Raw genomic sequence first — 23,157 nt, forward strand, 5'->3', positions numbered from 1 at the left:
CGGAGGTCCCCATCGTGCTCCTCCCGCCGCGACGCTCCGAACCCGGCACGCCGACTCCGGCGGTGGCTTCGCCGACACGCCGCGACCGTGCGCCGAAGGCGGGTACCCACGGTGTCCGGACCGTCGCCGACCGCCGCCGGACCAGGGCTGCCCTAGGCTGTTGAGGTGCCCGCCGACCGCACGCCGTACGGCGAGATCGTCGCCCGCGCGCCCGTCGACGCCATCACCGTCACCGTGCGCGGTACGCCCACCACGGTGTGGCGCTACGGCGCGGTCGAGCCCCGCTCGACGATCGTGTTCCTGCACGGGTTCCGCGGCGACCACCACGGCCTGGAGCCGATCGTCGCGCACCTCGTCGACGCCGACGCGGGACTGCGGGTGCTCGTCCCCGACCTGCCCGGGTTCGGCGCCACGCCGCCTTTGCCGAGCGAGCGCCACGACGTCGACGGCTACGCCCGCTGGACCCGCGAGCTCATGGCGGCGTTCGACGGCGACGTCGTGCTGGCCGGGCACTCGTTCGGCTCGATCGTGGCGGCGGCGACCGCGGCCGAGGACGCCACCGGGATCGCGGCGCTCGTGCTGGTCAACCCGATCGCGAGCCGCGCGCTCGAAGGCCCGCGCGCGGCGAGCCGGTGGATCACCGCGGCGTTCCACCGGCTGGCCGGAGCGCTGCCCGAGCCGGTGGGCGAGGCCCTGCTGCGCCACCCACTGGTCGGCCGGATCTCCGGGCTGGCGCTGATGACCACCCGCGACCGCGACCTGCGCCGCTGGATCCACGCCGAGCACGGTCGGTACTTCGCGGGCTTCGCCAACCGCGCGGTCCTGCTGGAGGCGTTCGAGGCGTCCGTGGGTCACGACGTGGCGCAGTACGCGCCCGCGGTGAAGGTGCCCGTGCTGCTGATCGCCGGGGAGCGCGACGACCTCGCCCCGGCCGACGCGCAGCGGGCCCTGCTCCCCCTCTTCCCGGACGCCCGGCTGGTGCTGCTGCCCGGCACCGGGCACCTCGCCCACTACGAGCAGCCGGCCGAGATCGCGGCGGCACTGGCCGAGGTGGTTCCGTGAAGATCGTCGTGGACTGCCGCTACACCCGCATCGAGCGCCACGACGGGATCAGCCGCTACACCGCCGGGCTGGTGACGGCGCTGGCCGAGCGCCGCCCGCTCACGATGCTGATCAGCGACGAGCGCCAGCTCGCCCACCTGCCGCCGTGCCCGCACGTGCTGGTGAGCGCGCCGACGAGCATCCGGGAACCGTTCGTGGCTCGGCAGGTCAACCGGCTGCGCCCGGACGTGGTGTTCACCCCGATGCAGACGATGGGCAGCTGGGGCCGCACCTACCCGCTGGTGCTCACCGTCCACGACCTCATCTACTACCGCCACCCCACCCCGCCACCGGAGTTCGCCTGGCCGGTCCGGCTGCTCTGGCGGCTCTACCACACGGCCTGGTGGCCGCAGCGGGTGCTGCTCAACCGAGCCGACGCCGTCGTCACCGTGTCGGAGACGACGAAGGCGCTGATCGCCCAGCACCGGCTCACCCGCCGCCCGGTGACGGTGGTGCCGAACGCGCCCGACCCGGTGCCCGACCCGTCGCGGCTGCCGCGCACGAAGGCGCTGGTCTACATGGGCTCGTTCATGCCCTACAAGAACGTGGAGACGCTGGCGCGGGCGATGGCGCTGCTGCCCGATCACGAGCTGCACCTGATGAGCCGGGTCTCCGACGCCCAGCGGGCCCGGCTGCGCGCGGCCGCCGGGCCGGGCACGCTCGTCTTCCACGACGGCGCCACCGACGAGACCTACGTCGAGGTGCTGCGCGGGGCGACCGCGCTGGTGTCGGCGTCGCGCGACGAGGGGTTCGGCATCCCGCTGGTCGAGGCGATGGCCGTGGGCACCCCGCTGGTGGTCAGCGACATCCCGGTGTTCCGCGAGGTGGGCGGGTCCGAGGGCGCCGCCGTCTACGTGCCGCCGGACGACGCCGAGGGCTTCGCCGCGGCCGTGCGGGAGCTGGAGGAGCGCTGGGACGCCGCGAGCGCGGCCGCCCGGCGGCGGGCCGAGCACTACACGTGGGAGCGCTCGGCCGAGGTGCTGCTGGAGCTGCTGGAAGAGCTCGCGAGACGCTGAGTCACGCGGCGCGGGCCTGCGGCTGCTCCCCCGAGATCAGCTGCCGGTAGATGCCCTCGAACCGGTCCAGCGTGGCGTCGAACGCGTGCTCGGCCACCAGCTCCCGGCTCACCGCGCCCATGCGGGCGCGCAGAGCGGCGTCGGCGAGCAGGGTGGCCAGCCGCCTGCTCAGCTCGGCCACGTCCCCCGGGGGGAACAGCCACCCGTTGCGGCCCGGGCGCACCAGGTGCGGCAGCGCCATCGCATCGGCGAGCACCACCGGGGTGCTGGCGGCCATCGCCTCCAGCGTGGCCAGGCTCTGCAGCTCGGCGATGCTGGGCATGCAGAACACGTCCGCGGTCGCGTACCGGGTGATCAGCTCCTCCTCGGAGACGAACCCGTGGAACGTGACCCGGCCGGCGATGCCGAGCCCGGCGGCGAGCGCGGTCCACTCCCCGCGCTTGGCGCCGTCCCCGACGATGTCCAGGTGCGCGGGCAGCCCGGCGGGGAGCGCCGCGAACGCCCGGATCAGGTCGTCGACCCGCTTCTCCTGGTCCAGCCGGCCGACGAACAGCACCGATGGCACGTCGTGCGGCGGAGCGGGGACGGCGTAGCGGTCGGCGTCGATCCCGCACGAGACGGGGAACGCGTCGGTCAGCCCGGCCCCGCGGACCAGCAGCTCGACCGCGCGCGGGGTGGGCGCGGTGACTGCGTCGGCCTTCCCGAACACCCGACCGAGATCGCGCCAGGCGAGCTTCGACGCCGGGCCCAGCACGTACTTCGACAGCGGGACGTGCGCGGTGAGGTTCTCCGGCATGAAGTGGTTGGTGGCGACGACCGGCAGCCCGGCCCGCTTCCCGGCCTTCACCACGCCGCGGCCGACGACCATGTGCGCCTGCGTGTGGATCACGTCGGGGCGCAGTGCCTCGACGAGCCGGCGGGTAGCCGGGAGCGCTCGCCAGGGCATGCTGATCGGGAAGTCCGGGTGGAACGGGTAGCGCACCGACTTCACGCCGTGCACCGTCACCCCGTCGCGGACCTCGACGGCCGGCCGCCCGGCGTGCGAGGGGGCGACGACGTGCACCTCGTGGCCGCGACCGGCCAGTCCGACGGCGAGCCGCTCGGCGAAGTTGGCGGCCCCGTTGACGGTGGGCGGATAGGTCTCGGCGCCGATCAGGATGCGCAGCGAGCTCACGGAACGGTCCTCTCTGCAGGGGACGGCGGTCGTCCGGTGCCGACGAGCGCGACGGTCACCGGCGGTGCAGCACGTGCTCGCGCCGGCTCCCGGACCCGACCGAGGAACGCGAGGCGGAACGGGGAGCGGGCCGGGTGGCCGGCACGCCCGCGAGCGCGGCCGCCTCCCGGCGGGCCAGCGCGTCGGGGTGGTGGCTGGCCAGCGCCACGACGCCGACGACGGCGAGGCCGGCGGCGACGAGCAGCTGCAACCAGATCACGACGGGGGTGGAGGCTCCCTCACCGAGGAGCACCACACCGAGCAGGACGGCGACGATCGGGTCCACGACGGTCATGCAGGCGACGACGACCTCCGGGGCGCCGGCGGCGAACGCCTGCTGCACGAGCCAGCCACCGGCGAGCAGCGCGGCGACCAGTCCACCCAGCGCCGTCAGCACCGCCGGGGAGATGATCGCGGACGCACCGGTGGTGACCAGCTGCGAGACCGCCCGCATGAGCGCGGAGACCAGGCCGAACGCGACCGCCCCTCCGGTGGCCAGCGCGACGCAGCGCACCCAGCCGCTGCGGGCCAGCCCCAGCGCGGCGAACGCGACGACGACCAGCGCGACGATCGCCCCGGCGAGCGCCATGGCGCTGTCGGCGGCCGGGGTGCTGGTGGCGCTGCCGGCCGCGGTGAGCACGAACACCGCGACGCCGGTGACGGCCAGCACCACCCCCACCACCACGCCTGCGGTGGGCCTGCGGTGCGTGCGGCGCATGCTGATCAGGACCGCGATCGGGACGGCCAGCACCCCGATCGGCTGCACGACCGAGAGCGGTGCCAGCACGAGGGCCAGCGCGTGCAGGGTGGTGCCGCCCGCCGCCAGGGCGAGCCCGAACAGCCAGCCCGGTGTCCGGGCCGCGGCGACGAGCCCGGCCCGCGTCAGTCCGTCTCGGGAGTGCGGATCGACGTGCCCGCCGGGTGTGTGCTCAGCGGTGACGGCACGGTGCTGCAGGACCGCGGCGCCGGCGAAGCAGACCGCGGCCAGTGCGGCCAGGCCGATGGCGATGCCGGGATGAGCCATCGCCTGGTGCAGGGTGTTCATGCCGCCTGCCCCAGCCCGACCGGCAACGCGTCCGGTGTACGGGGACGCGGCGTACCTGCGGTACCGGCCGTGGCCGTCCGCATCACCCGCGCCGTCGTCACCAACACCACCATCACCGTGGCACAGACGAGCCGCTCTGCGCCTCCGACAAAAGGAAATATCGGTGAAGCCCCGATAACGATCGGGAGTTGGACGGCGAGGAAGCCCGCCGTGAGCGTGGCTGAGGCGAGCGCGCACCGGCGCAGCACCGCCGCGCGGGCCGCCCACTCCCCCGGTCCGGCGACGGCGCGGCGGGCGATCCACCAGGCCGCGAACGGCAGCGCCACGAAGGCGACCCCGCCGGCGATCCGGTGCACCACAGCCGCGAGGTCGATCGGCTCGTCGGGCGGGTTCGTGGGTACCGCGCCCGCGACGGCGAGCGCCACCGCGGCCGTGACCAGCGCGGTCATCGGCAACGCGGGCCGTGGCAGGCCTGCTCGGTGCAACCCGGCGGCCAACGCGACGCAGGCCACCGCCAGCGCTGCGGCGGTCAGCGCGAGCATCGCGTATCCCCCGGGCACCACGACATAATCGCTGATCACCGTGCGCAGTGGATCGACAGGGCCGGATCCGGCCACGTGCAGGACCCCCGCGGTGACCGCGGCGACCCCCACGGCGGCCGCCACGACCGCGCTCTCCACGCCCCCGGCGCTCGCCCCCACCCCCTGTGCCATGGACTCACCGTGCCAGCCGGCACCGGCCGCGGAAATCAGGTGAACCACCCAGAAGGGCGGGGGTTTTCCCCAACCCCGATCCGGGGTGGGCGGTAGGGGTGGTGGGAGGGCGCGGATCTTCGGCAGGGAAGCCGCGACGGTGATCCACCTCCACGGCGCCCGGGACCTCGCGCTCCGAGCTGCGCCCCACCGCGCCGGGCCGAGCACTACCGCGAGGTGGCCACAGCGCTCGTGCGCGTCGTCGACGCACGAGCACGCGGGCCCGCGCTCGGCGACGGAGGAGCCGAGCGCAATCAACACAGCTCGCGCGCGTCGACGACGGCGGAGGAGACGCGCAGCGCTGGCCGTGAGCAGCGATCCGGTGCAGAGCCGACGTCGGCGCGGGGAGCGCGCGAGCAACGCCGTGGTCCTCCGGCCACCCCGAGCCGGGGATCAAGGCGGTACGGGCCCGTCGTCCGGCAGGGGGTCGACCCGCTCCGTCTGCCCGGGCAGCAGCGGGGCCAGGGCGAGCTCCACCCGCGTCGTGCCGGCCGGTGCAGCGTGCACCGCCCGCACCCCGGGCTGCGCGGCGACCTGCTCGAGCGCCGCCCGATCACCGCGGACCAGAACCGCGACCACGCAGGCGCAGTCCGGGTGGTCGAGGGCGGCGCGCTCGGCGGCGGCGATCGCGCGCTGCCGGTCGGTGCCGACGGTCTCCCGGGCGGCCGCGGCGCGCGCCGCCCGCGCCTGGGCCGACCGGATCGCGGCGCCGGCGGGGACCCGGGGTTCGAGGTCCTCGAACGCGAGCGCGGTCTGCACCCGCCGGATGGGCACCTGGAACACGGCCGTCACCGCCTCGGTGCCGGCCGTGGCGGCCAGCGCACCGGCGGCCGGCAGGTGCTCCGCGTACTGCACCAGCGCGAGCGTGCTCGTGCCCGGCGGGGGAAGATCGGCGGGGACGCGCCCCAGGTAGGCCGCGACCTCCTCCCCCGCCTCCGGACCGAGCCGCACCGATCCCGCAGGGGGGGCCGCACTCGGACCGCCGGCCTCCGCACCCGCGAACCACGCCGTCACCAGCGCCACCACGACGCATGCGACGAGCACGGCGGTTCGCCACCCGCGCACCTGACCCCCTAGTGGACCCGCAGCCTGTCCAGCGCCTCGGCCAGGTCCGCCGGGTACTCGCTGGTGAACTCGACCCACCGGCCGTCGGCGGGATGGGCGAACCCGAGCGACCGCGCGTGCAGCCACTGCCGGGTCAGCCCGAGCCGGTCGGCCAGCGTCGGATCGGCCCCGTACACGAGGTCGCCGACGAGCGGGTGCCGCATCGCCGAGAAGTGCACCCGGATCTGGTGGGTGCGGCCGGTCTCCAGGTGCACGTCCAGCAGCGTCGCAGCCGGGAACGCCTCGATCGTGTCGTAGTGGGTGATGCTGGGCTTTCCGCCGGCGACGACGGCGAACCGGTGGTCGTGGCGGGGATGCCGGTCGATCGGGGCGTCGATCGTGCCGCGGGTCGGGTCGGGGTGGCCCTGTGCGATGGCGTGGTAGCGCTTGTCGACGGTGCGCTCCTTGAACGCCTTCTTGAGCACGCTGTAGGCGTGCTCGGAGGCGGCGACGACCATGACGCCGGTGGTGCCGACGTCGAGGCGGTGCACGATCCCCTGCCGCTCGGCGGCCCCGGACGTGGCCACCCGGTAGCCGAGCGCGGCCAGCCCGCCGGTGACCGTGGGACCGGTCCACCCGGGGCTGGGGTGGGCGGCCACGCCGACCGGCTTGTCGACGACGATGATGTCGTCGTCGGCGTGCAGCACCTTCAGCCCGGCGACCTTCTCGGGCGCGCCGGCGATGGGCGCGGGCGGCTCCGGGTCGGGCAGCTGGATCTGGAGCCACGCACCTGCGGTGAGCCGGTCCGACTTGCCCGCGCTGCGCCCGTCCAGCTCGACGCGGCCCTGCTCGGCCAGCGCCGCGACCACGGTGCGCGACAGGCCGAGCAGGCGGGCGAGACCGGCGTCGACACGCATCCCGTCGAGCCCGTCGGGGACGGGCAGGCTCCGGGTGTCAGGCATCCTCGTCCTCCCCGTTGTCGCGCGCCTTCTCCTGGGTTCTGCGGCCGTCCAGCTCGCGGCCGGTCAGCGCGAGCAGCACGAGCAGGATCCCGCCGCAGACGATCGCCGAGTCGGCCGCGTTGAACACCGGCCACACCCGCCCGTCGGGGGCGAAGACCGAGACCATGTCCACGACGTGCCCCTGCAGCGGCCCGGGCGAGCGGAACAGCCGGTCGCCGAGGTTGCCCAGCGCCCCGCCCAGCACGAGCCCCAGCGCGACGGCCCAGCCGACCGAGCGCAGCCGCCGCGCCACCCGCACGATCACCACCACCACGATGATCGCAACGACCGTGAGGACCCACGTGTAGCCGGTGGCGAGGGAGAACGCGGCGCCGGGGTTGCGGATCAGCTGCAGGTAGACCAGCCCGCCCAGCAGTTCCACCGGCGGGCGGTGCTCGAGCTGGGCGACGGCGATCACCTTGGTGACGACGTCGAGGGCCAGCACCACTGCGGCGATCACGGAGAGCAGGACGACCCTGGTCGGTCCGGGAGCGGTGGTGGTGGCGGGGGGATCGGTCGTCACCGGACCATCATCCCGTACCGGCGGTCATCCACCCCGGCCTCCTCCGCGGGGCCGCCGGTCACCCCCGTCCGGCCCGGGCCGTTCGGTCTTCCACCTGGCGAGGCGTCCGTGCAGGTCGACGGCGCGGATCCGGTCCTCCGCGGCCTCCCGCACCGCCTGCGTGGTCACCACGAGGAACTGGTCACCCTCGCGCAACCGCGTCTCCATCGTGGGTGTGAACGCCTCGCCGTCGCGCACCACCAGACTCACCGTCGCTCCGGGCGGCAGCCGCAGCTCGCGCAGGTAGACGCCGCGCAGCCGAGAGCCGACCGGCACGGTGACCTGCAGGAGATCGGCGCCGAGCTCGTCGAGCGGGGCGGCGTCGACATCCACCTCGCGCGGCTCGGCCTGCCGGGCGATCCCCAGCAGCCGGGCGACCCACGGCAGGGTCGTGCCCTGCAGCACGGTGAGCACCACCACCAGCACGAAGACGACGTCGACGAGGGTCTGCCCGCTCGGCGCTCCCTGCATCAGCGCGATGAGCGCGAACACGATGGGCACGGCCCCGCGCAACCCGGCCCACGACAGGAACGCCTGCTCCCGCCACGGCACGCGGAACGGAGCCGTGGCGAAGAACACCGAGATCGGCCGCGCCAGGAACAGCAGCACGGCCCCGGCGACCAGGGCGGGGAGCAGTGCCGGCAGCAGCCGGGACGGCGAGACGTACAGCCCGAGCATCACGAACAGCCCGATCTGGGCGAGCCAACCGGTGCCCTCCGCGAACGAGCGGACGGCGTCGCGGTGCGGGAGCTGGGAGTTGCCCAGCACGAGTGCGGCCACGTAGGTGGCCAGCAGCCCGGACGCGTGCACCGCCGAGGCGGTGGCGTAGGCGAGCACGCACGCGGCGATCGCGGCCAGCGGGTACAGGCCGGTCGAGGGGAGGGCGATCCGGTACAGCGCCCAGCCGCCCACCCAGCCCAGCACGATCCCGATCACCGCACCGGCGCCCAGCTCGTAGAGCACGAGCAGCGGCTGCACCCAGGTGATCGCCTCGTCGGAAGCGAGCACGACGACGGCGATGACGACCGGTGCGTCGTTGAGGCCCGACTCCAGCTCCAGCGCCCCGACCAGCCGCCGCCCCACACCGAGGCTGCGGAGCACGCTGAACACGGCGGCCGCGTCGGTGGAGGTCAGCACCGCGCCCCACAGGAACGCAGTGCGCCAGTCGAGGTCGAGCAGCACGTGCAGGCACACCCCGACGACCGTGATGCTGACCGCGACCGCGACCGTGGCGAGCGCGACCCCGATGTGCAGGGCCGGGCGCACCGCCTTCCACCGCGTGGTGATCCCGCCCTCGACGAGGATCAGCACCAGGGCGGCCCAACCGAGCGACTCGGCGAGCTCGGTGTCGGAGAACTCGATGCCCAGCACGGACTCGCCGAGCAGCACCCCGATCCCGAGGTAGATCAGCAGCGAGGGCAGTCCGATGCGGACGGAGGCCCGCACGGCGAACACCCCGACGAGCACGACGGCGGAAGCGATCCCGAGGGTCGCCGCCAAGCTCGTCATTCCACCTCCCGGGAGGACGGGGCTGAGACGGATCCGTCCTGGCGGGAAGCACAGGGCGACGACGCACCGCCGCCCGGGCGCCGGGCGTCGGCCCGAGCGTCTCAGCTCAGGACACGACTCTATCGGCGCAGGTCGGGCGGCCCGCAGACGGTCGGGTCAGGTCGTCCACGTGATCGTCGTGAGATCGTTGGGACGGTGCAGGCCGGCGAGCGCGGCAGCCACTTCCGACGTCCGATCGGCGGGCAGGCACAGCCGCCGGGTGACCCAGACCGGGTCGGCGGACGGCCGCGGCACCCGCTCCCAGCGCCGGACCTCCGGCTCGATGCCCAGCTCGCGCAGCACCGCGATCGCGTCCTCGTCGGTGGCGGGCGGGAGGCGGACGAGGCCGTGGAACCGCTCCCACAACGGGTCCAGCCACGCCATCGGGTGCTGGCGGAGCATCTCCACGACGACGCCGCGGCGGGCGGCCGCGGTCAGCGCGGTGAGGAACGGCGGCAGGTCCACGACGTTGTGCAGCACGTGGTGGCAGACGACGACGTCCGCCCGCCCCGCCTCAGCAGCCGAGCCCGGCCACGCACCGAGCACCGCACGGTGCGGGACACCGCGGGCCGCGGCATCGGCGGCGAAGAGATCGAGCATCTCCTGCCGGGCGTCGACCCCGGTGACGTGCGTGGCCCGCTCGGCGAGTGCGAACGCCGCGTCCCCGCCGCCGCAGCCGACGTCGAGCACTGTGCCGCCGGCGCCGAGCAGGGCGAGCCCGGCCGCCCGGGACGGGGTGTCGACCGGGACGGCAGGAGCGCGGAACGCGTCCGGGTCGAAGGCCCACGGATCGGCCGCCGCCTTCGCCCGGATCTCCGGCGGGATGTCCCGGCCCGCCTGCAGCCGGGCCCAGCGCGTCGCAGCCTCCCCCACGATCGTCACGGTAGCCGCGGGTCGGGAGCTCGGTGCCGGTGAGTCCGGGTCCGCGGTTCGGCCGGTGACGACGGAGAGCTGCGCCTGCGGACGCGGGTCCCCCTCAACCGCGGCCCCGGCCTCGTCCCCGGACTGCCCCACCGCCCCCGACCGAGCACCACCGCACGGTGGCCACGGCGCAGTCCCACACAGCTCGCGCGCGTCGACGACGGCGGAGGAGGCGCGCAGCGCTCGAGGAACGAGGGCGCGAGCACCGCATGAGCCGTCGTCGACACCCGAGGCGCGCGAGCCCGCGCTCGGCGACGCAGGAGCCGAGCGCAATCCCACACAGCTCGCGCGCGTCGACGACGGCGGAGGAGGCGCGCAGCGCCCGAGGAACGAGGGTGTGAGCACCGCGCGAGCGGACGACTCACCAGGCCGCGAGCCCGATCGGGTGCACTGCTGTCGGCTCAACGGCGCACGAGCCGCGCTCCGCGCCGAAGGAGCAGAGCGCAGTCCAGCAGCTCGCGCGCGTCGGACGGAGGCGGCGGCCCGGGTCAACCGTCCCGCAGCCGGGCCACCAGCTCCGGATCCGCCCCGTCCACCTCGACGATCTTGTCCCGCCCGCGGTGCCCGCTCACGATCTCGACGTCGCTGCGCCGCACGCCGAGGGCGTTCGCCAGCACCTGGACGACGGCGGCGTTGGCCGCCCCGTCCACCGCCCGGGCCTTCACGGCGACGACCAGCGCCGGGCCGCCGCGGCCCGGGCGTGAGCCACCGACCTGGTCCTTGCCCGCGCCGGGCCGGACGTGGATGGCGAACCGCATGGCACCTCGTTCCTGCAGCGGAACGGCCCGCGGGTCCGGATCCGCCGGTTCAGCGACTCCGGGCCCGCGGGCCTCGGGACTCGCGGGGTCAGACGCGGGCGACCGCCACGCGGATCTCGGTGGACGTGCCCGACGGGTCGATCACCGAGCCGGTGCGGGTCGGTTGCTCGACCGGGCCCCGGGTGAGCGTGGTGGCGAGCACCTCGCCCTTCACGAAGTCCTCGTGCGCGGCGATCGCGTCGAGCACCGCGGCGGGACCGTCGACGACGAGCGTGATCCGGTCGGTCACGTCGAGGTCGGCGTCGCGGCGGGCCTGCTGGACCACGCGGACGACGTCGCGGGCGGTGCCCTCCACCGCCAACTCCGGCGTCACGTCGGTGTCCAGCACCACCAGGCCGGTGTTGCCGGGCAGGGCTGCGGTCGAGTTCGGGTCGACCGCCACCAGCTTGGTCGTGTACTCCTCCGGCAGCAGGGCGATCCCGGCAGCGACCAGCCCGTCCTCGGTCCGCTCGTACTCGCCGGCCTTGACCGCCCGGATCACCTTCTGGGTGTCGGGACCGAGCCGCGGCCCGCACGCCCGGGCGTTGACGGCCACGTCGAACCGGCCGTGTGCCTGGACGTCGGTGGTGAGCACGACCTCGCGGACGTTGACCTCGTCGCGCAGGATGTCAGCGAACGGCCGCAGCGACTCCACCTCGGGCGCCGCGACGGTCAGCGATGCGAGCGGCAGCCGCACCCGCAGGCCCGCGGATTTGCGCAGCGACAGCGCCGCCGACGCGACCTGCCGCACCCGGTCCATCGCCTCGACGAGCGCGGCGTCGTGCGGCAGGAGATCGGGCTCCGGCCAGTCGGTGAGGTGCACCGAGCGCCCGCCGGTGAGCCCCTGCCACAGCTTCTCCATGGTCAGCGGCAGCAGCGGCGCGGCCAGCCGGGCGGTCACCTCCAGCACGGTGTGCAGGGTGTCGATCGCGTCCTGCTCCCCGTCCCAGAACCGCTGGCGCGAGCGGCGCACGTACCAGTTGGTCAGCGTCTCGGCGTGGTCGCGGACCGCCTCGCAGGCACCGGCGATGTCGTAGACGTCCAGCCGCCGGGTCAGCTCGTCGACCAGCGCCGCGGTGCGGGCGAGGATGTACCGGTCGAGCACGTGCTGCGAGTCGGTGCGGAACCGCCCGGTGGTCCCGGCCGCCCCGGCGTAGAGCGACAGGAAGTACCAGGTGTTCCACAGCGGCAGGATCGCCTGCCGGACGCCCTCGCGGATGCCCTGCTCGGTGACGATGAGGTTGCCGCCGCGCAGCACCGGGCTGGACATGAGGAACCACCGCATGGCGTCGGAGCCGTCGCGGTTGAACACCTCGTTGACGTCCGGGAAGTTGCGCAGCGACTTGGACATCTTCTGCCCGTCGTCGCCGAGCACGATGCCGTGCGCCACGCAGGACGAGAACGCCGGTCGGTCGAACAGCGCGGTGGCCAGCACGTGCAGCGTGTAGAACCAGCCGCGGGTCTGCCCGTTGTACTCGACGATGAAGTCGCCCGGGTAGTGGTGCTCGAACCACTCGCGGTTCTCGAACGGGTAGTGCACCTGCGCGTAGGGCATCGACCCGGAGTCGAACCAGCAGTCGAGCACCTCGGGCACCCGCCGCATCGTGGAGCGGCCCGTCGGGTCGTCCGGGTTGGGCCGGGTCAGCTCGTCGATGTAGGGTCGGTGCAGGTCCTTCGGGCGCACCCCGAAGTCGCGCTCCAGCTCGTCGAGCGAGCCGTACACGTCGATGCGCGGGTAGTTCGGGTCGTCGGACACCCACACCGGGATCGGGCTGCCCCAGTACCGGTTCCGGGAGATCGACCAGTCGATGGCGTTGGCCAGCCACTTGCCGAACTGGCCGTCCTTGATGTGCTCCGGCACCCACGTGATCTGCTGGTTCAGCTCGACCATGCGGTCGCGGATGGCGGTGACCTTGACGAACCAGGAGTCGACCGCCTTCTGGATCAGCGGGTTGCCGCAGCGCCAGCAGTGCGGGTACGGGTGGTCGTAGGTCTCCCGGCGCAGCAGCACGCCGTGCACGTACGGCTTGGAGCCGTGCTTGAGGTCCTCGATGATGTGCGCGTTCGCGTCGAAGACCTGCATGCCCTCGTACGGCGGCACGGTCGAGTCGAACTTGCCGGCCGAGTCGACCGGCACGACGACCTCGATGCCGGCCGCGTCGGTGACGACCTTGTCCTCCTCACCGAACGCGGGCGCGATGTGCACGATCCCGGTGCCGTCGTCGGTGGTGACGTAGTCGGCCGCGAGGACCTTGTGGGCGTTCGGGTGGCCGACGAAGAAGTCGAACGGCGGCGTGTACGACAGCCCCACCAGGTCACTGCCGCGGAATACGGCGAGCACCTCCACCTCGCCGTCGGCGTTGCCCAGCTCGCGCGCGTAGGCGGCCACGCGGGCAGAGGCGAGCAGCCACTTCTCGCCGCGGGCAGACACCAGGGAGTACGCGACCTCGGGGTGGACGGCCATCGCGAGGTTCGACGGCAGCGTCCACGGCGTGGTGGTCCAGATGAGGGCGAGCGCACCGTCGAGCTGGGAGCCCGGGGCGGACAGCCGCAGCCCCACGGTCACCGCCGGGTCCTGCCGCGGTTGGTAGACGTCGTCCATCTTGGTCTCGGTGGCCGACAGCGGCGTGCCGTCGTGCCAGCAGTACCAGAGGACGCGGAAGCCCTGGTAGATCAGGCCCTTGTCGTAGAGCTGCTTGAACGCCCAGATGACGCTCTCCATGTAGGAGAGGTCGAGGGTCTTGTAGTCGTTCTCGAAGTCGACCCAGCGGGCCTGGCGCGTGACGTAGGCCTGCCATTCGTCGGTGTAGCGCAGCACCGACTCCTTGCAGGCGGCGTTGAACGCCGCCACGCCCATCTTGTCGATCTCGGTCTTGTCCTTCAGCCCGAGCTGGCGCTCCGCCTCTGTCTCGGCGGGCATGCCGTGGGTGTCCCACCCGAACCGGCGCTCGACGCGCTTGCCGCGCATCGTCTGGTAGCGCGGGATCACGTCCTTGACGTAGCCGGTGAGCAGGTGCCCGTAGTGCGGCAGCCCGTTCGCGAACGGCGGCCCGTCGTAGAAGACGAACTCGTTGCTGCCGTTCTCCCCCGCGGGCCGCGCCTCGACCGACGCGCGGAACGTGTCGTCGGCGGCCCAGAAGTCGAGGACCTCGCGCTCCAGCGCCGGGAACGACGGGTGCGCGGGGACCTGCGGGTACCGGTGCTCGGGATCGGTGCTGGCCATGCGATGGCGCTCCTCGTGCGGCTCGTAGCTCCTGCCTGCACGGGGACGACGACACTCAGGGTCGCCGCGGTACCACCCCGCTTGCCGCGCGGGGTGTGCTCCACGCGGCCACTCGACTAGGGCTGTGACGGGCCCACCCGTCCGGTTCTACTCCGGGCCCGACGGGCCCGTTTCTTCCGGAGGCTCCCCGGTGATGGCCGGATCAGTGCCTGTGCGCACAAGGGTAGCGCCGAGCACGACCGGTTTGTTCCCCGGCCCACGTCGGACGCGCCGGACCGCAGGGGTCAGCGCGTGTGGGCGGGGTAGCGGGAGGCCAGTGTGTGGTCCGGACGGCACCAGCCGCACGGGGTGAACCCGAGCTCGACGGCCTCGCGGGCCGGCAGCGGGATCGGCTCCTGCGCGTTCAGCGCCTCGCAGCCGGGAACGTGGTAGCGGGGCTGCTCGTCGACGACGACGACCTCGTCCTCCAGCGTCGCCACGAGCGCGGCCTCGGCCGGCTCGCTCACCTCGAGCGGCGGCTCCGGCACGTACGGGGGTGGCGGGTCGAGCGGTACCTCGGCAGCTGCCTGCTGCTGCGGCGGCCAGCCGCCCGCGGGCGGCTGACCCCACTGGCCGTTCGGGGGCTGCTGGGCGAACTGCTGCGGGGGTTGCTCGACCGGCTGCTGCGGCGCGTGCTGTGCCGGTTGCTGCGGCAGCTCCCCCGAGCCGAAGAGGTCGGGGCCGGACAGGTTGCTGTCGCCGGACCGGGCGCCCGGCTGCTGGGCTGCGACCGCGGGCTCGTCCTTCGCCGCGGCGGGCTGCCCGGAACCGCTGTCGGCGGGCTCCTCCCCCGCCTCCGCCGCGGCCGGGGCCGACGCTGCGGCCTCCTCGGCCGTCTCGTCCTCCTCGGCCGCCTTCTCCCCGGAGGGCCGCTTGCGGATGTCGACCTTGCCCGCAGCCGGCTCACCGCCGGCCGCGCCGCCTTCCGGCCCAGCGTCCTCGGCAGCGACCTCACCGTCGCCGTCGGTGTCACCGGCCGCGGGGTCCGACGCCGCGCCAGTGCTCCCGGCCGGGATGTCGGCACCGGCCCGCGACGGACCGTCGGTCACGCTGCGTGACGAAGATTCGCTCGATCCGGTGGTTCCGTCGGGAGCGCCGGACGGTCGCGCGGGTGAGCCGGACGGTTCGACGACCGGCATCAGGACCGTCTGCTCGCTGTCGTCGACGTCGTCGGCCGCACCCGCGGTGGGCCGGGCGGCGACGGCGGTCGGGGCCTCCGCACCCGGCGGGGCTCCCGCGGGCGGGACCACCGGGAGCACCTCGGTGGCGGGCTCCGGCTCGGGCTGCTGGTCCGGGCTGGGTGGGCGGGTGCCCGCCGCCTCGAGCGACGCCACGCCCGCCCGGGTCTCGGCCCGGCGCTGCAGCCAGTCGACGAGGAGGACCAGACCGGCGACGACGCTGACCCCCACCGACACCAGGGCCCAGACCACGCTCTGCGCCTGCAGCGCGAACACCAGCAGGCCGAACGCGACCAGGACCAGGATCAGGACCAGCAGCAGCACGATTCACTCCGGGTGCGGCGGCGCGACGACCTCACCGTGGCCGGCCCGGCCGCCGGATGTGGTTGGGCGGCGGTTGTCAGCTGCCGGCGTCGGCACGCGGGCCGTAGCCCGAGGCCGCGTAGCCACCGTTGGAGCTCGCTCGGGTCTCGGTCGGCGCGGCGGAGCCGCGTTCCCCGAGGTCGCGCAGCTGGGACTCGAGGTAGGTCTTGAGGCGGGTGCGGTACTCACGCTCGAACGTGCGCAGCTCGTCGATCTTCTTCTCGAGCACCGACTTGTCGCGCGTGATGGAGCCGATGATCTCGGCCTGCTTGCGCTCGGCGTCGCCCACCAGCGAGGCCGCCTTCTCGCGGGACTGCCGCTCGAGCGTCTCGGCCCGCGTGCGGGCGTCGTTGAGCATCGTCTCGGCGCGCGAGCGCGCGTCGTTGACCAGGGCGTCGGCCTTCGTGCGGGCCTCGGAGAGCAGCTGCTCCGACTTGGTGCGCGCCTCGGTCAGCATGGCGTCGGCCTCGGACTTGGCCTCGGCGGTGAGCCGCTCGGCCATCTCCTGGGCCATCGACAGGACCTTGGCCACCTGGACGTGGTGGTCGCCCGACTCGCCGTCCGCGCCGGGGCCGCGCTGGTCCATCGGCCGCGGGCCGTCCACCGAGCGGATCTGCTGGGTGGGCGGGGAGACCGGGGCCTGCTGCGGGGCGCGCGAACGCGCCTCCTCGAGGTCTGCCTGGGCGTTTCCGAGGCGCTGCTCGAGGTCGGCGACCTGCTCGCGCAGGTCCTCGTTCTCCTCGATCAGCCGGGCCAGCTCGGCCTCGACCAGGTCGAGGAACGCGTCGACCTCGTCCTCGTTGTACCCCCGCTTCCCGATCGGGGGCTTGCTGAACGCCACGTTGTGCACGTCGGCGGGAGTCAGCGGCATCGGATCACCTCATGCAGTCCTCGGCGGCGGCTTGGTGCGACTGGGGCTCGCGACTAAGCCGGCTGGGCAACGTTCATCAGTATGAACACGACCAGCAACAGAACCATAATCGACAGGTCCAGTCCGACGCCCCCGATCCGCACGACGGGGATCACTCTCCGCAACAGCTTCACGGGAGGATCCGTGATCGTGAAGATCAGCTCGAGAGCTACGGCGCTGGGCCCGGCCGGCACCCACTGACGCGCGAACGCACGAACCAGCTCCGCGACGATGCGCGCGGTCAGCAGCAACCAGAAGAAGAACAGCGCGTAGTAGATCGCGAACTGGAGGGGCAGCGGCACGCCTCAATCCTGACGGAACGAGACGCGATCCGCATCCACCCTTGTCGCACCCACGCTGCTGCTCACCGATCGAGTTGCCAGCATGCGGGCGTCGTCGGCCGAGACCTCCACATTGGCCGGCGTGAGCAGGAACACCCTATTCGTCACCTTCTCGAATCCGCCGCGGAGGGCGAAGACGAGTCCGGCGGCGAAATCGACCAGCCGCTTGGCGGACGCCGCGTCGAGCTCGGTGAGGTTCATGATCACCGGGATGCCGTCGCGGAACCGCTCCCCGATCGCGCGCGCCTCGGTGTAGCTGCGCGGGTGCAGGGTCACGATCCGGGCGGGCGAGGCCGCCGCGCGGGGCGTCGGCTGGTCGCGCTGCTCGGGCACCGCGGCCACCGGGACCGGGCGGCCGCCGACCTCCCGCGAACCGCCCTCGTGCAGGGAGAACTCCCGGTCCCGCGGGCTGTCGCCGTCGATCGCGAGCGCCCCGCGGGTGCTCGTCCCGCCACCACCGGAGCCCGCCCCCGCACCGGCCGCCCGCACGTGGTCGCGGACGGTGGTCCCGGCACGCTCCCCGCCGCGCTCGGAACGCCCTCCGCGGGCCGGCCGGCGGTCCCACTCGTCGTCGTAGGACGCCCGCTCGTCGTCGGCCCAGCGACGGTCGGAACGCTCGTCCCAGCCGTCCGCGCCGTCCCGCGTCGACCGTTCGTCGTGGCGGGAGTGGGCGTACCCCGGCTCGTACTCCCCGTCGACGTACTCCCCCATCTCGTCGGCGGGAACCATGCCGAAATAAGCCTTGAGCCGGTACATCGCGCCCATTGCGCTCCCATCATCGACGCCTCGCCGGCCGACCACCCCCGCGAGGTGGCCAGCGATCACCGCGAGGTTAACCGGCGTTCCCCCACAAGGGCCGTTCCGACACGCACCACGGTCGAACCATGACGGATCGCCACATCCAGATCGCCGCTCATCCCGGCCGACAACACCGTCGCCGACGGGTGCTCGGAACGCAGTTCGGCAGCCGCGCTCTCGATGTCCGCGAAGGCCTCCTCGGTGGGCGTCCCGACGAGCGGGGCGACCGCCATGAGGCCGTCGAGACGCAGCCCGGCGCACCCGCTGACGTGCTCGGCGAGTCGCAGCAGGTCCGCTCGGGGGATCCCGCCGCGGTTCGGATCGCCGTCGACGCTGTACTGGATCAACACGGACAACGGGTCACGGCGCTGACCGGTGTCCATGGCGCGCCGAACGGCAGTGTCGAGGGCATCGGCCAACCGCACGGAGTCCACGGATTCCACCCGTTCGGCCCAATGGACCAGGGCTTTCACCTTGTTCCGTTGCACCCCGCCGATCACGTGCCAGCGCACCCGGGCCGCCGGACGCAGCTGCGCGACCTGTGCGACCTTCGCCGTCGCCTCCTGGATCCGGTTCTCGCCGAAGGCGGAAAGGCCCAGGTCGATGAGGGCGGCGACGTCCTGAGCGGGCACCGTCTTGGTGACCGCGACCAGCTCCACGGAGTCCGGCGACCGGCCCGCGGCGGCGCACGCGTCGGCGATCCGGGCCCGGACGGTGGCCAGGCGCTCGGTGAGCTCCGCCACCCGTTCCGGGGACGCCGAAACCGGTGACTGCGTCACGCCCGGCTCACCGCCCCGGTCCCCGCCGGCCCGCCCGGATCGAACCAGGTGACGGCGGCGAGCCGGCCGGTGCGCTGCTCGCGGCGATGGCTGTAGAGGTCACGGTCCTCCATCGTGCATCGCGGATCGACGCCGATCCGCGCCACCCCCAGCTCCGCGAGCTGGCGGTGCAGGCCGGCCCGGATGTCCAGGCCCGCGGTGCCGCGCCGGGTGCGCGAAGCGCTGCCCGGCAGCGTCTCCTCCACCTCGGCCTGCATGGCGGCGGGGACCTCGTAGCAGGCCCCGCACACCGCGGGGCCGAGCAGCACCTCGAGTCGGCGCACGTCGGCGCCCAGCTCGGTCATGGCGGCGATGGTGGCGGGCACCACGCCCGCCGCGGCGCCGACCCGCCCGGCGTGGGCCGCGCCGACGACGCCCGCCTGCGGGTCGGCGAGCAGCACCGGCACGCAGTCCGCGGCCAGCACGGCCAGCGCGAGCCCGGGCGTGGCGGTCACGGCCGCGTCGGTGCCGGGGATGTCCGGGTCGTCGAGCGCGGACGGCTCGCTCACGGTCGCCACGACGGTGCCGTGCACCTGCTGCAGGAACGTCACCGGCACGCCGAGTTCGCGGCGCAGCCGAGCCCGGTTCGCGCGGACCGCTGCCGGGTCGTCGCCCACGCCCGCGGACAGGTTGAAGCTCGCGAACGGCGGCCGCGACCGGCCACCGACCCGGGTGGTGACCACCCGGCGCACGCGCGCCGCGGTCACCGCTTCATGAACGGCGGCACGTCCACGTCGTCGTCGAGATCGTCGAGATCGACCCTCCCGGTGCCGGACCCCGGCGCGGTGGTCGTCGCGGAGTGGGTCGGGTGCGAGGTGGTCGACGTGGCCGCCGCGGGCTGAGAGGCCTGCGTGGTCTGCACGGACTGCGCCGATTGCGCCGACTGCGCCGCCTGGCTCGGGTCGGGCCGGCGCGGCTCCGGCGGCGAGTACGACGGCGGCGGCAGCGTGCCGGTCTGGAACGAGCGCGTGCTCGTGCTCGCCGTCGGCGTCGACGGCCCGGCGCCCGGCGTGCTCTGGCTCGGTTGGGACGCCGCCGCGCTCGAGCCGGTCTGCCCGGTCGTCGTGCCCTGCCCCGCGGGCCGGGAGGCGTCGGACGACTGCCCACCGGTGGTGTCGCCGACACCGGGTGCGATGCCGCCGGAACGGCGGCCGAACGCCTCTGGTGCCAGCTTCTTGTGCGTCGGCCCGCCGGCCTCGAACCCGGCGGCGATGACGGTGACCCGCACCTCGTCGCCGAGCGAGTCGTCGATCACGGTGCCGAAGATGATGTTGGCTTCGGGGTGCGCGGCCTCCTGCACCAGCGACGCGGCCTCGTTGATCTCGAACAGGCCCAGGTCGGAGCCGCCCGCGATGGACAGCAGGACGCCCTGCGCACCGTCCATCGACGCCTCCAGCAGCGGCGAGTTGATCGCCTTGCTGGCCGCCGTGACCGCGCGGTTCTCCCCGCGCGCCGACCCGATTCCCATGAGCGCACTGCCGGCGCCGGACATGACCGACTTGACGTCGGCGAAGTCGAGGTTGATCAGGCCGGGGGTGGTGATCAGGTTGGTGATCCCCTGAACACCGGAGAGGAGGACCTCGTCGGCGGAGCGGAACGCGTCCATCAGCGAGACCCCGACGTCGCCGAGCTGCAGCAGCCGGTCGTTCGGGATCACGATGAGCGTGTCGCACTCGTTCCGCAGCGCCTGGATGCCCTCCTCGGCCTGGTTGGCCCGCCGCCGCCCCTCGAACGTGAACGGCCGGGTCACCACGCCGATGGTGAGCGCACCCAGCTTGCGGGCGATCGAGGCGATCACGGGTGCCCCGCCGGTGCCCGTGCCGCCGCCCTCGCCCGCGGTGACGAAGACCATGTCGGCCCCCTTGAGGACCTCCTCGATCTCCTCGCGGTGGTCCTCGGCGGCCTTGCGCCCCACCTCGGGATTGGCGCCGGCGCCGAGCCCTCGGGTGAGCTCACGGCCGATGTCGAGCTTGACGTCGGCGTCGGACATGAGCAGCGCCTGTGCGTCGGTGTTGACCGCGACGAACTCGACACCCTTGAGGCCGACCTCGATCATCCGGTTGACGGCGTTGACACCGCCGCCACCGATGCCCACGACCTTGATCACGGCCAGGTAGTTGTGTGGGGGTGTCATGAGGGCACCTTCCAGCTCCGCTTTCGAATGTCCGACCCGGGGCAGGCCGGTCCACCGACTCGCACGCTAGGTGCGCGACCCGTCCCGGGTCCACCAGGCGCGCCGTGCGAGCCGTGTTCTGTGGTCTGCTTTCCCGGCCCTGTCCCCCCGGTCCCGACGACCTGCGACGTGCTGCCCGATCACCGCATGACGGTCGGCAGATCGGGGCTGGCGACGTCGAAGACGCGCCCCGGCTGGGTCAGCAGGGGCACCAGCACGGCCGCCTTGGCCGCTGCGCGGTCGGGCGAGCCCCACCGTACCCGGCGGCCCTCCGTGAGCTCGAAGGTGATCTGCGGTGAGCCGGCGCCCCGCGCTGCTTCCACCGCGCGCACCTGGCTGCGCACCTCGGCGGGCAGCGCGGCGAGCGCCGCGACGGCGGCGAGGGTGGCCGGGTCGTCGGGGCCGACCCCGGCGAAGGCGAACCGCGGCAGGTCCGGGGCGGGCACCCCGGCGTAGACGGCGCCGGTCGCGTCGACGAGCGCGTCCTCACCGCCGTTGCTGACCACACCGACGGGGACCCGTTCGACGATCTCGATCGCCACCGTGTGCGGCCACGACCGCTCCACGGCGGCGGTCGCGACGGCGGGCAGGGTCGCGACCCGGGCCGCGATCCGGGCGGTGTCGATCTCGGCCAGCGGAGCACCGTGGGGCACGGCTGCGGTCGCGATCACCTCCTCCGGAGACAGCGTGACGGTGCCGGTGACCGAGACGCCCTCGACGTCGAACAGGCCGGCGTCGTACACGAGCGCACGCCCGCCGATGCTCAGCCCGGCCAGCACCAGGACCGCCACCACGAGCGCGGTCACCCGGCGGCGCCGGAACACGCCCGGGTGCACCTCGCGTCGCGGCCGCCTGCCCCGCCCGGTTCGGTGCTGCCGCGCACCGGCGCCGCGGCCGGCCTCCGCGGCAGCGTCGCCCACGGCGCGGGTCGGGCGGGTCGAGGCCCGCGCCGAGGTGCGGGCGGTGCGGGCCATCACTCGCGCTGCTCCAGCTGGAGCAGGATCTCCGGGCCGAGGACGGTGATGTCCCCGGCGCCCATCGTGATCACCAGGTCGCCGGGGCGGGCCAGGCCGGCCACGACGGCCGGGACGTCGGCCCAGCGGGGCACGAAGTGCACGCGCTCAGGCGGCAGCGGCACCGCGTCGGCGATGAGCTTGCCGCTCACCCCCGGGATCGGGTCCTCGCGGGCGCCGTACACCTCCAGCACGACGACCTCGTCGGCGAGGCCGAGCGCCCGCCCGAACTCGTCGGCGAAGTCACGGGTGCGCGAGTACAGGTGCGGCTGGAACGCGACGATCAACCGGCCCCGCGCACTGCCGAGCACGTCGCGGGCGGCCCGCAGCTGCGCGGCCACCTTGGCCGGGTGGTGGGCGTAGTCGTCGTAGACGGCGACCCCGCCTGCGCGGCCGCGGAACTCGAACCGCCGCCGCACGCCGTCGAACACCGCGAGGCCCTCGAGCATCCCCTCGACGGACGCGCCGAGCTCGAGGCCGGCCAGGAACGCCCCGAGCGCGTTGAGCGCCATGTGCTCACCGGGCACCGCGAGCCGCAGTCGGTGCTCGGCCCCCGCGTGGCGCAGCAGCACCCGCGAGCCGGTGCCGTCGGGGCGGTGCGCCAGCAGCGTCGCGTCTGTGCCGGGACCGCGCCCGTAGCGCAGCACCCGGATCCCCTCGGCCTCGGCGTCCTCGGCGAGTGCCGCGGCTCCGGGATCGTCGGTGCAGGTCACGAGCGCGCCGCCGGGCACGATGCAGCGGGCGAAGTCGCGGAAGACGGCCGCGTACGCCTCCGGCGTGCCGAAGTGGTCCAGGTGGTCGGGCTCCAGGTTGGTGACCACCGCGACCTCGGGGGTGAACGCGAGGAACGAACCGTCGCTCTCGTCGGCCTCGGCGACGAAGATCTCGCCGCTGCCCTCGTGCGCACCGGTGCCGGAGGTCAGGTCGCCACCGATCGCGAACGACGGGTCGAGCCCGCAGTGCTGCAGCGCGACCGTGAGCATCGAGGTGGTCGACGTCTTGCCGGCGGTGCCGGCGACGCAGGCCAGCCGCCGACCGGTGGTGAGCGCGGCGAGCGCCTGGGCGCGGTGCACCACGGGCAGGCCGCGCTCGCGGGCACCGACCAGCTCGGGGTTGGTGTCGCGGATCGCGCTCGACACCACCACGGTCGCGGGGGCGGGCGGCAGGTGCGCGGCGTCGTGGCCGACCGACACGTCGGCGCCGAGGGCGCGCAGCGCGACCACCGCGCGCGACTCCTTCGCGTCCGAGCCGGACACGGTGTGCCCGCGGGCGAGCAGGATGCGGGCGATGCCGCTCATCCC

21 protein-coding genes are annotated in these 23,157 nt (G+C 74.1%); 2 read left to right on the forward strand and 19 right to left on the reverse strand.

Annotated elements, in window-relative coordinates; genetic code table 11:
• Window positions 1–165: 165 nt before the first annotated feature.
• Window positions 166–1,062, forward strand: coding sequence for an alpha/beta fold hydrolase (locus BUE41_RS17275; RefSeq protein ID WP_073458159.1), 897 nt, complete (start codon window positions 166–168; stop codon window positions 1,060–1,062).
• Entirely contained in the window at window positions 1,059–2,117 is a 1,059-nt protein-coding gene (locus BUE41_RS17280) for a glycosyltransferase family 4 protein (RefSeq protein ID WP_073458160.1), read from the forward strand. Before BUE41_RS17275 ends, BUE41_RS17280 begins: the two co-directional genes overlap by 4 nt.
• 1 nt (window position 2,118) lies before the next feature.
• Here the strand turns inward: BUE41_RS17280 and BUE41_RS17285 are convergent, their stop codons facing one another.
• The 19 genes from BUE41_RS17285 to murC form a co-directional block, all read right to left on the reverse strand.
• A complete protein-coding gene (locus BUE41_RS17285) occupies window positions 2,119–3,291 on the reverse strand; it encodes a glycosyltransferase (protein WP_143172208.1) in 1,173 nt (390 codons plus the stop codon).
• A gap of 55 nt (window positions 3,292–3,346) precedes the next feature.
• The gene (locus tag BUE41_RS17290; RefSeq protein ID WP_084755262.1) at window positions 3,347–4,375 is read right to left on the reverse strand and encodes a DMT family protein; all 1,029 of its coding nucleotides are present in this window, start codon (window positions 4,373–4,375) and stop codon (window positions 3,347–3,349) included.
• Complete coding sequence (locus tag BUE41_RS17295) at window positions 4,372–5,088, reverse strand: DUF998 domain-containing protein (protein WP_143172209.1); 717 nt, start codon at window positions 5,086–5,088, stop codon at window positions 4,372–4,374. The genes BUE41_RS17290 and BUE41_RS17295 overlap by 4 nt, the downstream gene beginning before the upstream one ends.
• A 432-nt stretch (window positions 5,089–5,520) precedes the next feature.
• The gene (locus BUE41_RS17300) at window positions 5,521–6,171 is read right to left on the reverse strand and encodes a hypothetical protein (protein WP_143172210.1); all 651 of its coding nucleotides are present in this window, start codon (window positions 6,169–6,171) and stop codon (window positions 5,521–5,523) included.
• A gap of 29 nt (window positions 6,172–6,200) precedes the next feature.
• Complete coding sequence (locus tag BUE41_RS17305; protein WP_073458163.1) at window positions 6,201–7,133, reverse strand: RluA family pseudouridine synthase; 933 nt, start codon at window positions 7,131–7,133, stop codon at window positions 6,201–6,203.
• Window positions 7,126–7,695 (reverse strand): signal peptidase II, encoded by a 570-nt coding sequence (gene lspA, locus BUE41_RS17310; protein ID WP_073458164.1) that lies wholly within the window; start codon window positions 7,693–7,695, stop codon window positions 7,126–7,128. The genes BUE41_RS17305 and lspA overlap by 8 nt, the downstream gene beginning before the upstream one ends.
• 24 nt (window positions 7,696–7,719) lie before the next feature.
• Entirely contained in the window at window positions 7,720–9,243 is a 1,524-nt protein-coding gene (locus BUE41_RS17315) for a potassium/proton antiporter (protein WP_073458165.1), read from the reverse strand.
• A gap of 156 nt (window positions 9,244–9,399) precedes the next feature.
• Entirely contained in the window at window positions 9,400–10,155 is a 756-nt protein-coding gene (locus tag BUE41_RS30830; protein WP_159444928.1) for a class I SAM-dependent methyltransferase, read from the reverse strand.
• Window positions 10,156–10,691: 536 nt separating this feature from the next.
• Window positions 10,692–10,961 (reverse strand): DUF167 domain-containing protein, encoded by a 270-nt coding sequence (locus BUE41_RS17325; RefSeq protein WP_073458167.1) that lies wholly within the window; start codon window positions 10,959–10,961, stop codon window positions 10,692–10,694.
• An 88-nt stretch (window positions 10,962–11,049) separates the two neighbouring features.
• Complete coding sequence (ileS, locus tag BUE41_RS17330; RefSeq protein WP_073458168.1) at window positions 11,050–14,223, reverse strand: isoleucine--tRNA ligase; 3,174 nt, start codon at window positions 14,221–14,223, stop codon at window positions 11,050–11,052.
• Between the two features lie 284 nt (window positions 14,224–14,507).
• Window positions 14,508–15,764, reverse strand: a complete 1,257-nt coding sequence (locus tag BUE41_RS17335) for a hypothetical protein (RefSeq protein ID WP_073458169.1) — start codon at window positions 15,762–15,764, stop codon at window positions 14,508–14,510.
• Window positions 15,765–15,840: 76 nt separating this feature from the next.
• The gene (gene wag31, locus BUE41_RS17340; RefSeq protein WP_073458170.1) at window positions 15,841–16,674 is read right to left on the reverse strand and encodes a DivIVA-like cell division protein Wag31; all 834 of its coding nucleotides are present in this window, start codon (window positions 16,672–16,674) and stop codon (window positions 15,841–15,843) included.
• A gap of 53 nt (window positions 16,675–16,727) precedes the next feature.
• Entirely contained in the window at window positions 16,728–17,009 is a 282-nt protein-coding gene (locus BUE41_RS17345) for a YggT family protein (RefSeq protein ID WP_073458276.1), read from the reverse strand.
• Window positions 17,010–17,018: 9 nt separating this feature from the next.
• Window positions 17,019–17,819: a cell division protein SepF gene (locus tag BUE41_RS29750; protein WP_084755269.1), complete on the reverse strand. Its 801-nt coding sequence runs from the start codon at window positions 17,817–17,819 to the stop codon at window positions 17,019–17,021.
• Between the two features lie 56 nt (window positions 17,820–17,875).
• A complete protein-coding gene (locus BUE41_RS17355) occupies window positions 17,876–18,595 on the reverse strand; it encodes a YggS family pyridoxal phosphate-dependent enzyme (RefSeq protein ID WP_234997350.1) in 720 nt (239 codons plus the stop codon).
• 32 nt (window positions 18,596–18,627) lie between these two features.
• Complete coding sequence (pgeF, locus tag BUE41_RS17360) at window positions 18,628–19,377, reverse strand: peptidoglycan editing factor PgeF (RefSeq protein WP_073458172.1); 750 nt, start codon at window positions 19,375–19,377, stop codon at window positions 18,628–18,630.
• Entirely contained in the window at window positions 19,374–20,804 is a 1,431-nt protein-coding gene (gene ftsZ / locus BUE41_RS17365) for a cell division protein FtsZ (protein WP_073458173.1), read from the reverse strand. Before ftsZ ends, pgeF begins: the two co-directional genes overlap by 4 nt.
• Before the next feature lie 179 nt (window positions 20,805–20,983).
• Complete coding sequence (locus tag BUE41_RS17370; protein WP_073458174.1) at window positions 20,984–21,817, reverse strand: cell division protein FtsQ/DivIB; 834 nt, start codon at window positions 21,815–21,817, stop codon at window positions 20,984–20,986.
• Entirely contained in the window at window positions 21,817–23,154 is a 1,338-nt protein-coding gene (gene murC / locus BUE41_RS17375) for a UDP-N-acetylmuramate--L-alanine ligase (RefSeq protein WP_084755299.1), read from the reverse strand. The genes BUE41_RS17370 and murC overlap by 1 nt, the downstream gene beginning before the upstream one ends.
• Between the last annotated feature and the right edge of the window lie 3 nt (window positions 23,155–23,157).

The organism is Pseudonocardia thermophila (assembly GCF_900142365.1).
GTDB lineage: Bacteria > Actinomycetota > Actinomycetes > Mycobacteriales > Pseudonocardiaceae > Pseudonocardia > Pseudonocardia thermophila.